This window comes from Ornithinibacillus scapharcae TW25 (genome assembly GCF_000190475.1).
Taxonomy (GTDB): Bacteria; Bacillota; Bacilli; order Bacillales; family Amphibacillaceae; genus Ornithinibacillus; species Ornithinibacillus scapharcae.
Genome location: NZ_AEWH01000068.1, coordinates 36,355 through 50,412, shown reverse-complemented (window position 1 = coordinate 50,412; position 14,058 = coordinate 36,355). Strand labels below are relative to the sequence as shown.

The 14,058-nt window shown below is 37.1% G+C and carries 18 protein-coding genes and 1 other annotated feature; of the genes, 16 read left to right on the top strand and 2 right to left on the bottom strand.

The window, feature by feature from the left end:
• Window positions 1–5: 5 nt before the first annotated feature.
• From G5W_RS0118565 to yajC, 16 genes are all read left to right on the top strand, one after another.
• On the top strand, window positions 6–776 hold the full coding sequence (locus G5W_RS0118565; protein ID WP_010098998.1) for a M23 family metallopeptidase: 771 nt from the start codon (window positions 6–8) through the stop codon (window positions 774–776).
• Window positions 763–1,629: a site-2 protease family protein gene (locus tag G5W_RS0118560; protein WP_010098997.1), complete on the top strand. Its 867-nt coding sequence runs from the start codon at window positions 763–765 to the stop codon at window positions 1,627–1,629. The genes G5W_RS0118565 and G5W_RS0118560 overlap by 14 nt, the downstream gene beginning before the upstream one ends.
• A 60-nt stretch (window positions 1,630–1,689) precedes the next feature.
• Window positions 1,690–1,767: a sequence feature (ribosomal protein L21 leader region), on the top strand.
• Between the two features lie 13 nt (window positions 1,768–1,780).
• Window positions 1,781–2,089, top strand: coding sequence for a 50S ribosomal protein L21 (gene rplU / locus G5W_RS0118555; protein WP_010098996.1), 309 nt, complete (start codon window positions 1,781–1,783; stop codon window positions 2,087–2,089).
• An 11-nt stretch (window positions 2,090–2,100) separates the two neighbouring features.
• Window positions 2,101–2,430, top strand: a complete 330-nt coding sequence (locus G5W_RS0118550) for a ribosomal-processing cysteine protease Prp (protein WP_010098995.1) — start codon at window positions 2,101–2,103, stop codon at window positions 2,428–2,430.
• A gap of 11 nt (window positions 2,431–2,441) precedes the next feature.
• Window positions 2,442–2,732 (top strand): 50S ribosomal protein L27, encoded by a 291-nt coding sequence (rpmA, locus tag G5W_RS0118545; RefSeq protein WP_010098994.1) that lies wholly within the window; start codon window positions 2,442–2,444, stop codon window positions 2,730–2,732.
• A gap of 118 nt (window positions 2,733–2,850) precedes the next feature.
• Complete coding sequence (locus G5W_RS23025; RefSeq protein ID WP_010098993.1) at window positions 2,851–3,372, top strand: Spo0B domain-containing protein; 522 nt, start codon at window positions 2,851–2,853, stop codon at window positions 3,370–3,372.
• An 18-nt stretch (window positions 3,373–3,390) separates the two neighbouring features.
• Window positions 3,391–4,671, top strand: coding sequence for a GTPase ObgE (obgE, locus tag G5W_RS0118535; RefSeq protein ID WP_010098992.1), 1,281 nt, complete (start codon window positions 3,391–3,393; stop codon window positions 4,669–4,671).
• 172 nt (window positions 4,672–4,843) lie between these two features.
• Complete coding sequence (safA, locus tag G5W_RS23020; protein ID WP_010098991.1) at window positions 4,844–5,821, top strand: SafA/ExsA family spore coat assembly protein; 978 nt, start codon at window positions 4,844–4,846, stop codon at window positions 5,819–5,821.
• Window positions 5,818–6,774, top strand: a complete 957-nt coding sequence (locus G5W_RS0118525) for a phosphotransferase (protein ID WP_010098990.1) — start codon at window positions 5,818–5,820, stop codon at window positions 6,772–6,774. Before safA ends, G5W_RS0118525 begins: the two co-directional genes overlap by 4 nt.
• 81 nt (window positions 6,775–6,855) lie before the next feature.
• A complete protein-coding gene (locus G5W_RS0118520; RefSeq protein WP_010098989.1) occupies window positions 6,856–7,410 on the top strand; it encodes a YhcN/YlaJ family sporulation lipoprotein in 555 nt (184 codons plus the stop codon).
• 176 nt (window positions 7,411–7,586) lie between these two features.
• Window positions 7,587–8,198 (top strand): Holliday junction branch migration protein RuvA, encoded by a 612-nt coding sequence (gene ruvA, locus G5W_RS0118515; RefSeq protein WP_010098988.1) that lies wholly within the window; start codon window positions 7,587–7,589, stop codon window positions 8,196–8,198.
• A gap of 15 nt (window positions 8,199–8,213) precedes the next feature.
• Window positions 8,214–9,218 (top strand): Holliday junction branch migration DNA helicase RuvB, encoded by a 1,005-nt coding sequence (ruvB, locus tag G5W_RS0118510; RefSeq protein ID WP_010098987.1) that lies wholly within the window; start codon window positions 8,214–8,216, stop codon window positions 9,216–9,218.
• Window positions 9,215–9,412 (top strand): DUF2905 domain-containing protein, encoded by a 198-nt coding sequence (locus G5W_RS0118505; RefSeq protein WP_010098986.1) that lies wholly within the window; start codon window positions 9,215–9,217, stop codon window positions 9,410–9,412. The genes ruvB and G5W_RS0118505 overlap by 4 nt, the downstream gene beginning before the upstream one ends.
• A gap of 21 nt (window positions 9,413–9,433) precedes the next feature.
• Complete coding sequence (gene queA / locus G5W_RS0118500) at window positions 9,434–10,462, top strand: tRNA preQ1(34) S-adenosylmethionine ribosyltransferase-isomerase QueA (RefSeq protein WP_010098985.1); 1,029 nt, start codon at window positions 9,434–9,436, stop codon at window positions 10,460–10,462.
• 15 nt (window positions 10,463–10,477) lie between these two features.
• Window positions 10,478–11,620, top strand: coding sequence for a tRNA guanosine(34) transglycosylase Tgt (tgt, locus tag G5W_RS0118495; protein WP_010098984.1), 1,143 nt, complete (start codon window positions 10,478–10,480; stop codon window positions 11,618–11,620).
• Window positions 11,621–11,677: 57 nt separating this feature from the next.
• The gene (gene yajC, locus G5W_RS0118490; protein ID WP_010098983.1) at window positions 11,678–11,938 is read left to right on the top strand and encodes a preprotein translocase subunit YajC; all 261 of its coding nucleotides are present in this window, start codon (window positions 11,678–11,680) and stop codon (window positions 11,936–11,938) included.
• 42 nt (window positions 11,939–11,980) lie between these two features.
• On the opposite strand, the gene G5W_RS0118485 is transcribed toward yajC, so the two are convergent.
• Both G5W_RS0118485 and spoVB read right to left on the bottom strand, forming a co-directional pair.
• Entirely contained in the window at window positions 11,981–12,361 is a 381-nt protein-coding gene (locus G5W_RS0118485) for a TIGR04086 family membrane protein (RefSeq protein WP_010098982.1), read from the bottom strand.
• Window positions 12,362–12,440: 79 nt separating this feature from the next.
• The gene (spoVB, locus tag G5W_RS0118480; RefSeq protein ID WP_010098981.1) at window positions 12,441–13,997 is read right to left on the bottom strand and encodes a stage V sporulation protein B; all 1,557 of its coding nucleotides are present in this window, start codon (window positions 13,995–13,997) and stop codon (window positions 12,441–12,443) included.
• Between the last annotated feature and the right edge of the window lie 61 nt (window positions 13,998–14,058).

The window sequence follows — 14,058 nt, the reverse complement described above, 5'->3', positions numbered from 1 at the left end:
GACTAATGAAGAACGATATTAGGAATGTTCGAAAATCAATTAATGAACGAAAAAGACAACGGGGCGTACCCACTAAATCTAGCCAAAGGGTCAGTACCATTATGCCTTCCTTGCCGCAGGATGAAGAAAAACATGGTTTCTATCCTGATTTTATTGATAGTTCTGCTTCCAATCATACTCGCAGTAATGCGATCACAGGAATCATTCTAAAGGGGATACTATCTGTCATGTTGTTTTTTGGTGCGGCCATCATTTGGGACAATGATGCAGAGATATTTCATAAACCGAAACAATGGGCTAACACTGTTCTAACCGAAGAATTCCCTTTTGCAAGTGCTTATAAGTGGTATAAAGATGCTTTTGGAACACCATTAGCCTTGTCACCAAATTCGAAATCAGACGAGGTGGAGGAAGTTGCTTTAGCACTTCCGGTCACAGGTAATGTCATTGAGACTTTTCAAGCAAATGGAACAGGAATCATGATTGCTCCTAATGCTGATACACCAGTTTCAGCACTAAGGGATGGTGTTGTGATTTTTACAGGAAAGAAACCTGTTACGAATAAGACCGTTATTATCCAACATGATGATGGTACAACAACTACTTACGGGAATTTAAGTTCTATTGATGTCCATTTATATCAAATAATTGAGTCTCACCAACGAATCGGGGAATTTACTCCTTCTGAAGAGGATGAGACTGTGTACTTTGCAATTGAAAAGAATGATAAATACTTAGATCCTATCCAGGTGATTGAAGTTGATGAAAATCAATAACTTGATTCCCCCACTTAGAATTCATCCAATCTTACTAGTATTTATTATTATTTCCATTTTGACAGGTACATTTGTTGAAATGTTTATTATTCTTGCTATTGTGTTATTTCATGAATTAGGGCATTACACAGCTGCTATATATTTTAAATGGAGAATTAGACAGGTAATGTTGTGGGTGTTTGGAGGGGTAATGGATACAGATGAACAGGGGAGTAGACCCATTCGTGAGGAGTTTATCGTAACGATAGCAGGGCCTTTTCAACATGTAGTCATTTTTATATTGATGGCTTTGGCTTCTAGCCTATCATTATTATCGAACTCCTTAATAGAGATGATTCTATTCTATAATACAACGATACTTGTGTTTAATTTATTGCCTATTTGGCCTCTGGACGGTGGTAAGCTGTTATTTTTTTTGTTTACAAAACAATTCACGTTCCAGAAAGCTTATCATTCGATCCTAATTTGGTCAGTTCTATTATGTGTATTAGCTCTACTTGCTCAGGTATTATTATTTCCTTTTACATTAAGTGCTTTTTTACTCATGTTGTTTCTCCTTGTAGAAAACCATTCGGAGTGGAAAAAACGTCATTACGTTTTTATTCGTTTTCTCCTAGGTCGATTTACAGGTAAGCATAGAAATAAAGCAGTAAAACCCATCTTGGTACCTGCTCAATATAAATTGATGGATGTCTTTTCTTATTTTAGTAGGGATGTAAGACACTCAATTTGTATTCAATTGCCTAATGATAAGCAAGTAGTAATCGATGAAAGTGAATGTTTAAGAAGTTACTTCTATGATAAAAATTATGATAAAACCATTGGAGAAATAGTTACATATACACCAATTTAGAAAGAAGCTTGACAAATAGTTGCGTATCATGATAACATTTGTATGTTATTCATCGTAGCACCCGTGCTACAACCGCACAGAACAGGTTTCTGTAAAAACTTTAAAGAGTTTACCTGTATGGCGAGTCTGAGTTAATTAAGGAGGTGCAGTTATGTACGCAATTATCGAAACAGGTGGTAAGCAAGTCAAAGTTGAAGAAGGCCAAGTAGTTTACGTGGAAAAAGTTACAGCAGACGTTAACGAAACTGTTACATTTGACAAAGTTCTTTTCGTAGGTGGGGAAAACGTTAAAGTTGGTTCTCCTTATGTTGAAGGTGCTACTGTTACGGCTAAAGTTGAAAAACATGGTCGTCAAAAGAAAGTTACAGTTTTCAAGTTCAAAGCTAAGAAAAACTACCACAAAAAGCAAGGTCATCGTCAGCCTTACACAAAACTAGTTATTGAAAAAATCAATAATTAAGGAATTAATCCATGATAAATGTAACTGTATACCGAGATAATAATCAAATAAAGTCCTTTGAATTATCTGGACATGCAGAAAGTGGACCTTATGGATATGACTTAGTTTGTGCTGGAGTATCAGCCGTTTCGTTTGGTGCTGTAAATGCAGTATTGAAACTGACTGATATTGATCTAGCAATCGAACAAGGAAGTGAAGGTGGTTATCTTCGAGTTACCATTCCAGATTCTGTTAACCCAGAATTGATGGAAAGGGCACAGATCCTGTTCGAAGGAATGATTGTTTCTCTTGAAACTATTGAACGTGATTATAAAAAGTTTATTACGATACAAAGTAAATAGGAGGTGCTCTAATGCTACGTCTAGATTTACAGTTCTTCGCATCGAAAAAGGGTGTAGGTAGTACAAAGAACGGTCGTGACTCTGAGTCCAAACGTCTTGGTGCTAAACGTGCTGATGGTCAATTCGTAACTGGTGGATCTATTCTTTACCGTCAACGCGGTACAAAAATCTATCCAGGTGAAAACGTAGGCCGCGGTGGAGATGACACACTTTATGCAAAAATCGACGGTGTTGTAAAATTCGAACGCTATGGTCGTGACCGCAAAAAGGTTAGTGTTTACCCTGTTGCTCAAGAAGCATAATATTACTTATAAAACTCCAATCATGTAGGTGGTTGGAGTTTTTTTGTTAAAGAATTTAATCAAAAAATGAAGTCATCCTAGTTTTTTGCTATAATTCTACATAATGGGAGAGGGTATTGTGGAATCTAAGGATGTTATTCAATTATTACGATTACAAAGACATGATTTAATGAATGATTTACAAATCGTACATGGATATTTGAGTATGGGGAAAACAGAAAAAGTAACGAAAAAAGTTAATGAAATCATAGAAGCATTTAATCGTGAGAGGAAATTGATGAACAGCAATTGCCCTGAATTTACACTTTTTTTAATTCAAGCAAAATGGCTTTATAATAACATACAAATTACATACGATATACATACAGAAAAAAGTGAATTGCAGGCATTCGATGTAAGTCTGACAATCATTGGAAATGCTATCTTAGAAGCTATCTCTACTGAGGAGTTTGCGGTTGTAGAAGTAGAATTATTACTAAAAGATAATCATACGGCCGTCGAAGTAGAGTTTACTTTGGAAGAAACATATTTTCAAGAAAGCTTATTTAGGAAGAAGATGTCTAAAGAATTAAATGAAGTATTGATTAAGGTTCAGGAACTGGGTTCAAAGATTATATATACTTTAACAATTCCTGCCTGATAGAAGAGGTGAATTACTATGTTTGTCGATCAAGTCAGTGTCTATGTGAAAGCTGGAGATGGTGGAAATGGTCTAGTTGCTTATCGTAGAGAAAAATATGTGCCATTAGGTGGCCCGGCGGGTGGAGACGGTGGTAATGGTGGAGACGTTATCTTTAAAGTGGATGAGGGCTTAAATACTTTAATGGATTTTCGTTATAATCGTCATTTCAAAGCGAAGCGTGGCGAAAATGGTATGAGTAAGAACCAACATGGAAAAAATGCCGATCCACTAATTGTTTCTGTACCACCTGGTACGACTGTTATGGATGAGGATACAGATCAGGTTATCGCTGATTTAACGATACATGGTCAAGAAGCTGTTATTGTTAAAGGTGGAAGAGGAGGAAGAGGGAATTCACGATTTGCAACCCCTCGTAATCCAGCACCCGATTTTGCAGAGAATGGTGAACCGGGTGAGGAAAAGAATATTAAGGTAGAATTGAAATTAATTGCTGACGTTGGACTAGTTGGATTTCCAAGTGTAGGTAAATCTACCTTGTTATCGGTCGTAAGTGCAGCAAAACCCAAAATTGCTGATTATCATTTTACGACATTAGTACCGAATCTTGGTGTAGTAGATGTTGGGGATGGAAGAAGCTTTGTACTTGCTGATTTACCGGGTTTAATTGAAGGGGCTCATGAAGGTGTTGGTTTAGGACATCAATTTTTACGTCACGTAGAGCGTACAAGGGTTATTATCCATGTCATTGATATGGCTGGTACGGAAGGAAGAAACCCGTTCGATGATTATCAAAAGATCAACAATGAGCTGAGAGAGTATGACGAAAGATTAATGACGAGACCTCAAATTATTGCAGCTAATAAGATGGATATGCCTGATGCTGAGGAAAACTTAGAAAAATTTAAAGAGCAAATTGGGAATGGAGTTCCCATATATCCAATTTCTGCCTTAACAAAGGGAGGTTTAAGGGATATCCTCTATGCTGTTGCAGATCAGCTAGAAAAGATACCGAAATATTCGACTGAGGTTGAGGAAACAGAAGAGACAGTAGTTTACCGTTATCAAAAGGAAGAAAGTGGTTTCGAGATTAACAGAGATGATGACGGTGCATTTGTAGTTTCAGGTCCACGGATAGAAAAACTATTTAAAATGACAGACTTTAACCGTGAAGAAGCAATTCGACGTTTTGCGCGCCAAATGCGTTCTATGGGTGTCGATGAAGAGCTTCGTAATCGTGGAGCGAAAGACGGAGATACCATTCGTATCTCACAATTTGAATTTGAATTTGTAGATTAAGACCCAGTCGTTCTCCAAGTTGGAGAGCGACTTTTTAGTATGTTAGGAGAATCATCCAAACGGTTAGTTTTTCTAATCTTCCCCAATTATGTTCAACATTTATATTTCAATTGCATATCTTGATATAGAGTGATTAGCCCAGAATACAGAAGTGAAAGGAGTTCGATTTTAATTGAAGATTCATATAGTGCAAAAAGGGGATACATTATGGGAACTTTCCAAGAAATATGGAGTAGATTATGAGGAACTACTGGCAGCCAATTCACACTTTTCTAGTCCGGATATGGTGATGCCAGGTATGAAAATCCGCATTCCAACTACTGCTAAGGCAGTAAAAAAAGAAGCGCCAATCATGAATGTACAAAAAGAAGCACCTATCATGAATGCAAAAGAACAACCAAAGGTGGAACAACCATATAAAGATATCTCGCCAAAACCTCTACCAGTAATAAAAGAAGACGATAAAAAGCCAATCATGGAGGTTAAACCCGAAATGCCGTTACCACAAATGCCACAAATGCCACAGTTGCCGCAAATGACCTTACCTCAAATCACACAAGCACCAACACTTGATCAAGAGTTTACGACAAACATGATGATTAATATTCATGAGACAAATATTATGGAAGAATCATCAGAAGAAAGCTCCCACGAAAAGGAGAAGCCAACGATGCAAAAGCCAATTCAACAACAACCAGTGCATCAACCAATATTCCACCAGCCTATGTATCAACCACTTCATATGATACCATGTTATCCAGTACATTCCGTACATCCTTGCTGTGCTGGACACTTCCCGATGCCGATGCATCCTATTCCGGTGATGCCCCCACAAATGGTGCAACCGTCTCAAATGATGCCGATGCAAGAAAATGATTGTGGTTGTGGTGGTGGATCTAACTATGATGTACCACAAATGGGTGGAATGCAACCATTTAATAGTGGTCCAATGATGGGAATGCAAGGGGACCAGATGGGAATGTCACAGATGCAGCCAATGATGGGAATGCAAGGGGACCAGATGGGAATACCGCAAATGCAGCCAACGATGATGTTTCCTATGATGGAAGGGTTTCAAACTAATAATTTTCCTACTCCTCCTGGCTTCGGTGAATTAAGAAATGAAACAGAGGAAGAATCATCTGATTGAGAAATTATTTAGGTAGAGACGATCATCGATTTAATCGTCTCTCTTCTTTTTTGTACTGGGAGGGAAACTTAGAAGCCAAGAAAATCCATCAAATAAAAAGAAATGTTTACTATATAGAGACTGAATCCGGATCGAAATATATACTAAAAGGACATTCCAATGCACAAAATGTCAAGCAGCAATGGGAATTTTTTGATCGTGTTCACTCAAGTAAAATTATTTCTTTTGTACGATTTCCTAATGGTAAAAGGGAAATTACAACGGGAACAAATTATAGTTGGACGCTTTCACCATTTGTAATCGGCAGAAAATTAAACTATGAATCAGAAAATGATCGGAAGAAAGCTGTTGAAACAATTAAGTTCTTTCATGAACAGGCTAACCAGGTTTTTGTTAAAAATATGGTTAGAAAGCAATTGTTTTATCAGCGTTGGATGAATCGGATGGAGAGGTTTAAGGCAACCAAAGAGATTTTTGAAAAATACGGATATAGCTATATATACGATGAAGTAATGCTCATGATGAAAAAATATTTGGATGTTGTATCCGATTATCCATGGTATCATGATCAAATCGCTGCAGAACGGAATGGTAGTTGGGTTCATGGGGATATAGCTTCACACAACTTTATCCAAAATGAATCGACATATTTAATCGATTTTGATTTATTGCAATGTACTGTACAAATGTATGATTATATACAATTGGGTCAGCGATTTCTACCTTCCATTGAATGGGACTTAGATACGTTAGTTTCTTATAATATGGTCGAGGACCAAAATTTAGAACGGTATTTATATTCTGTTTTTGTACCGAGCGATTTATTAAGGGAATGGATGCATTTTTTAATGAAAAAGCGGACCATTAGTATCGAGGATTACTTACAGAAAATGGAGATTGAATGGAGCCAACGAAAGAAATTTCTTCATCAAGTAAGGAAAACAATAAAATGATTTTACTATTGGAAAAGGATAAATTATCCTGTTGTAAATAACCTCTCTTTTAACAAACTAGTTGTAAGGGAGGTTATTCTAATGCGTGGAAAGATACTAATGGGTGCATTTCTTCTGTTTCTCACTGCAGGCTGTGGTAACGAAAGAGAGGAAGGCCAAAGTGAAACGAATAATAATCAATATCAACCAATTAATTATGAAACACCAGAAGAACAAACCAATCGTACTAGAACTGAGGATAAAACAATAGGTGAACTAGGTGGTTATCCACAGAGTGATCAGGAGTTTGTAAATGAAGGTGATAAAAATCTCCATTCTAAAAATGAAGACCGCTATTCCAATGAAAGAACTATGCTGATTTCGGAATATTTAGCGGAGAGAAAAGAGATTGTTCAAGCTCAAGTAGCAGAGACAGATGAACGAATAATTGTAGCTGTAATTACACCTGATAATGAATATTATCCTAATTTAAATGAGGTAATTGAAGAAGAAGTCAAAAGAGTTGTACCGGACAAGCAAATCGTTGTTTACACCCAAGCAATATGGTGGGATAGAATGAGAAATTTAAATAGTAGTCCAAATGATATGGATGAAAAAATGCGTCGTAACATGGATGACTTTTTTGGTAATGAATAGAATTTTGTTCTTCAATGAAATCCGGGCTATGGTAAATGTTGGATAACTAGCTCGGATTTTTTGTTTGTAAATAACAAGTTAGAACGATGAAATTAGAGCATTCATTCGCTTATCTGTACCCCTTCTGTTAGTTTGTGATAGAATAGGAAAAGGATTCACAGTGGGGAGTAGATAAGATGATTTCATTTATTCGAGGCAAACTAGTTTCGATACAAGACGAATTTGTAATTGTCGATGTACATGGGGTTGGATATGAGGTAATTTGCCCAAACCCGTATGTTTTTCAAGATGAATTAAATAAGGAATTTTCCATACATACATATTTTCACGTTCGAGAAGATGCACAAATCTTATTTGGATTCAAAAACGAGGATCAAAAGTTTCTGTTTACAAGGCTTTTATCTGTTTCTGGGATTGGTCCAAAAGGGGCGCTTGCGATATTGGCAGGAGTGAACATACCTGATTTCGTTGCGGCTGTTGAAAGAGAAGACGATAAATTTCTTACTAGCTTTCCGGGAGTGGGGAAAAAGACCGCTCGCCAAATCATCCTAGATTTAAAAGGGAAACTTGTGGAGAACTTTACAATTGCTACTGTACCAAGTGAGGATAGAACACCAAGTGAAGCTTCCACAATACAGCTAAATGAAGCAATTGAGGCATTGAAAGCTTTAGGGTATGCTGACAAAGAAGTTAGAGGGATACTACCTCAGCTTCGGAAAGAAATTAGTGGAACGGCTAATACAGATGAGATTATACGTAAGGCATTAAGTTTATTAATGAAAAAATAATGAGGGGGCAATATTATGGATGAGCGAATGGTAACAGGAGAATTACACCCTGAAGAATCTTCAGTTGAGCTTAGTCTTCGCCCCACTACATTAAATCAGTACATTGGTCAGGACAAAGTAAAAGAAAATTTAACAATCTTTATTCAAGCAGCTAAAATGCGAAATGAAGCGTTAGATCACGTTCTATTGTATGGACCTCCTGGACTCGGTAAAACCACACTTGCTGCCATAATTGCAAATGAAATGGGAGTCCAGTTTAGGTCTACTTCAGGTCCGGCCATTGACAGGGCAGGAGACTTAGCAGCCATACTTACTTCTTTAGAAGTCGGGGATGTCCTCTTTATAGACGAAGTCCATCGTTTACCGCGTTCGGTAGAGGAAGTACTATATTCCGCTATGGAAGATTTCTTTATTGATATTGTCATTGGGACAGGACCTAGTGCTCGCTCGGTCCGGATTGACTTACCTCCCTTTACGCTTGTCGGTGCTACAACAAGGGCAGGATTGTTATCAGCACCATTACGAGATCGTTTTGGGGTACTAGCGAGGCTAGAATATTATGAAACGAAGGATTTATGTGCCATTGTAGAACGTACTGCTGAAATTTTTAATACGGAAATAGCCAAAGAAGCGGCAGTAGAGGTAGCAAGACGTTCAAGAGGGACACCACGTATAGCGAACCGTTTATTACGAAGAATTCGTGATATCTCACAAGTGAAAGGTGAGAAGACGATAAGTTTGGAAACCACTGAAAAAGCTTTAGAGATGTTACAAGTAGATGATGCTGGATTAGACCATATCGATCATAAATTAATAAAGGGAATCATATCTGGATTTCAAGGTGGTCCAGTAGGTTTGGATACCATTGCAGCAACCATTGGCGAAGAAGCTCAAACCATTGAGGATGTATATGAACCATATTTATTACAGATTGGTTTTATCCAGCGAACACCAAGAGGTAGGGTGGTAACGCAAAAAGCATATGAACATTTTGGCATAAAGGTGAATGATGAGACATGAATTTAGGTAAAATGTTTATTATTATTGGAGTTATTTTCCTTGTTATCGGCATAATTTGGACCTTTATTGGGCGTTTGCCAGGGGATTTATCGTTTAAGAAGGGGAATGTTACGTTTTATTTTCCAATCATGACATCCATTGTAATAAGCATTATTTTATCACTTGTTTTTTTCATCCTAGGGAAATTTCGTTAAATTAGTTAAAGGAGTTACTTCATGAATATAGAGGATTTTGATTTTTATTTACCAGAAACCTTAATTGCACAAACACCATTGAAAGAGCGTTCAGCTTCAAGGTTAATGGTGCTAAACAGAGATACGAAAGAAATAGAACATAAGCATTTTCCAAATATTAAAGACTACTTGAAGCCAGGTGATTGTTTAGTCTTGAATGACACGAGAGTACTTCCAGCTAGATTGTATGGTATGAAAGAAGATACGGGTGCAAATATCGAAGTTCTTCTCCTTAAGCAACTAGAAGGAGATTCTTGGGAAGTGCTAGCTAAGCCTGCGAAAAGAATTAAAGAGGGCAGTAAAATCACTTTTGGTGATGGTAAACTTACAGCAACTTGCACTGGTGCTTTAGAGCACGGTGGGCGCATTCTAAAATTTGATTATGATGGAATCTTTTATGAAGTATTAGAGGAATTAGGTGAGATGCCTTTACCTCCATATATAAAGGAACAATTACCTGAAAGGGAACGGTACCAAACCGTTTATGCAAAAGAAAAAGGCTCGGCTGCAGCACCAACAGCAGGATTACATTTTACAGAAGAGCTACTGGAAGAATTAAAGGCTATGGGTGTGACTATTGCCTTTATAACCCTACATGTAGGACTAGGAACGTTTCGACCTGTCAGTGTTGACAACATCGATGAACACAAAATGCACTCTGAATTTTACATGATGTCAAAGGAAACAGCTGACACCTTAACAAAGGTAAAGGAAGAAGGAGGAAGAATTATTTCGGTTGGGACTACTTCCACACGAACACTAGAAACTATTGCTCGTGACAACAATGGAAAATTAGTGGAAGCGAGTGGATGGACCGATATATTCATTTATCCTGGTTTTACATTTCAAGCAGTGGATGGATTAATTACGAATTTTCATCTACCAAAATCTACTTTAATTATGTTAGTTAGTGCATTTGCAGATCAAAAGTTCATATTAAAAGCTTATCATGAAGCAGTTGAAGAAAAATATCGTTTCTTTAGTTTTGGAGATGCGATGATAATTATTTAGAAGAGGAAAGATAACATGACATTACCTATACGCTATGAATTAATCAAGACAGATAAACAAACAGGAGCAAGACTCGGACGAGTTCATACTCCTCATGGTTCGTTTGATACACCAACATTTATGCCTGTTGGTACACTTGCAACGGTTAAAACAATGAGTCCTGAGGATTTACAATCCATGGATGCTAAAATAATACTATCCAATACTTACCATTTATGGTTGAGACCTGGTGAAGATATTATTAGAGAAGCAGGTGGATTGCATAAGTTTATGAACTGGGATGGTGCAATACTAACCGATTCCGGTGGTTTCCAAGTGTTTAGTTTAAGTGACATGCGGGAAATTACCGAGGAAGGGGTTCATTTTCGTAATCATCTAAACGGAGATAAGCTATTCCTATCTCCTGAAAAAGCAATGCAAATCCAAAATGCTTTGGGCTCTGATATTATGATGGCGTTTGATGAATGCCCTCCGTATCCTGCTACACATGAATATATGAAAAAATCTGTGGAAAGGACATCTAGATGGGCAGAAAGATGTTTACTAGCACATGAACGCCCAGATGTCCAAGGGTTATTTGGTATAATCCAAGGAGGCGAATATGAAGACTTACGAAAATTAAGTGCACAGGATTTAGTTTCACTGGATCTACCTGGCTATGCGGTAGGAGGGCTATCTGTTGGTGAGCCAAAAGACGTGATGAACCGTGTTCTCGAATTCACCACACCATTAATGCCTACCAATAAACCAAGATATTTAATGGGTGTAGGATCACCAGATTCACTAATTGATGGAGCCATCCGAGGGATTGATATGTTTGATTGTGTGTTACCAACTAGAATTGCACGAAATGGTACCTGTATGACATCCAACGGAAGACTTGTCGTTAGGAATGCCAAATATGCTCGTGATTTTGGTCCAATTGATGAGAATTGTGATTGTCATGTATGCCGTAATTATTCACGTGCATATATTAGACACTTAATAAGATGTAACGAAACATTCGGTTTCAGACTTACTACTTATCATAACCTCTATTTTCTGTTAAAATTAATGGAGCAAGTACGACAAGCTATTCGCGAAGATCGACTTGGAGACTTCAAAGAAGAATTCTTTGAGCAATATGGGTTGAATAAGCCCGATGCCAAGAATTTTTAAATTACGTCTAGGAAATCTTGATTTTCTAAACGATATACCGTGAAAGGGGGGACAATAATGGAACAGTTTGCCACATTATTACCGTTAATAGCAATGTTTGTTATTTTCTATTTCTTGCTAATTCGTCCACAGCAAAAACGTCAAAAACAAGTAAGACAAATGCAGTCTGAACTTAAAAAAGGTGATACAGTTGTGACGATTGGTGGATTTCATGGTGTCATTCATGCAATTGATGAAAGCACTGTTGTCATCCAAGCTGGAGATGGTTCAAAACTTACATATGATCGTTCAGCGATTCGTGAAGTGAAAACAGTTTAAAAAAAACGAGACTTACCGTTTCTGGTTAAGTCTCGTTTTTATTTATGATTCTTGGTTAGACGCAATATTTACTCCGACAACACCACCAAATAATGCAGCTAATATATAGAATAGATGATGTACGGACTGTTCCATTGAAAAACCTACTTGATATCCTAAGTATTGTACAAGAAAGGTAAATATAGTAAATCCTAAACCTGTAATCGCCCCCGTCATCCAACCCTTTTCTTTTCCTTTTGCACCTGCGACGGCACCACCAATAAATAATGATAATAATCCTATTACGAGTGTAACCCAATCTAAAGCTGGTTCATTAAAACTAGAAAAACGTAATAGTAAAGCCAATCCCATACTAGATACTAATATTAATCCAAGTACAACAATCCAGCCATAAAGCAAAGCAGTAAATTGTAGACTACGCATGAAAATCCTCCTCACCAATATCCTTTACTAGTAATCATATTCTTGTCCTATAAAAAGTAGACGAGTTTTTTAAAAATTGTCACCGAATCCATCTCTGTAAAAATGGAATCTGTTCCAACTCCTCTTTTGTTATGAATTTGAGCAGGAAAAGTAGAATGATATAAGCAACAGTTAACACGATAAATGATAAACCTAATAGAAGCAGGTTAGGGTCATATCGGATATAAAAATCATATAATAGCTTTCCTATCCCCCATGTTGCAAGGATTAACGTAATCATTTTCATGATGTCTTTGATTGGGATATAGAAATTGATTTCTTTTCGAAGTGCTGCTAGATGTAATAGCGTTATAAGAATGACTCCTACTGACATAGCGATTGCAACCCCCATAATCCCAAAGCTTTCATTGGATGCTAAAATAAATAGAACAACAAATTTAACAATTGCACCTATAAGACTATTCCACATAGCAGGCTTAGCGAGATCCAATGCTTGTAGTGCTGCTTGTAATGGGGATTGAATATAAAGTAAAATATAAAATGGCGCCATAAATATGAGAATATGACTTGCATTTGCCGTGCCATACATAAAGGACAAAATCGGAACAGCAAAAATTGTTAATACGATGGTAGCAATTGCTCCGGAAGCAAAAGAAATTCGAATTGCTTGATGTATTCGATAATGAATAAGCGTTTTATTAGACATTGCGTCTGCTTCTGAGATATTCGGAACTAATGCAATAGACAGGGATTGTGTGATAAATGTTGGTAAAAATAGTAATGGGAGTACAAATCCAGTTAGTTCTCCGTACTGTCTCGTAGCCGCAATATTAGATATTCCTGCTAATGCTAAGCTTTGTGCTACGATAATCGGTTCTAGAAAGTAAGAAAACGAACTAATCATTTTACTACCAGTACTAGGTAAAGCAATGGAAAACAACTCTTTTACGGTTTGTTTACTAGTTTTTAAATAAGAGAAAAAGCGGTGCCTTATGCGGATCGTTTTTTTACTCTTAAATTGATAAATCATATATAGTAATGATACAAATTCACCCAGAATAACGCTAAACATTGCCCCAGCAGCTGCATACTCGATTCCGTGTGGCAATAGTAAGTGGACAAATAAAGCTACACAACTGATTCGCACTAGCTGTTCTATTACTTGAGAATAGCTTTGCGGCTTCATGTTCTGTTTCCCTTGGAAATATCCTCTTAGTACGGAGGAGATAGCTACAATGGGAATGATAGGGCTAATCGCAAGTAATGGGAGGAGTGTTCTATCATCTTTTAATAAGGTCTCGGCAACAAATGGTGCTGTCAAAATCATAATAATTGTAAAGAAAATACTGGAAATCGATGTAATTATAATAGATACTACTAATATACGTTTTATTTTGGCATGATCGTTTTGGGCATCAGCTTCAGCAACTCGCTTGGAAATGGCAACTGGTAGGCCTAACTGTGTCAACGTCATGACAAGGAAAAAAGTCGGAAGTGCCATCATGTACAAACCGACACCTTCTTCACCCATTAGCCTTGCAACGACTAATCGGTTAATAAACCCTAAAAATCTTGTGATCATGCCTGCTAATATAAGTATTAATGTGCCTTGAAGAAAAGTTTGTTTAGACAACATCGACGACCTGCCTTCTCAAAAAATAAAATTTCATATACAATGATATATATGCAATTGGAGT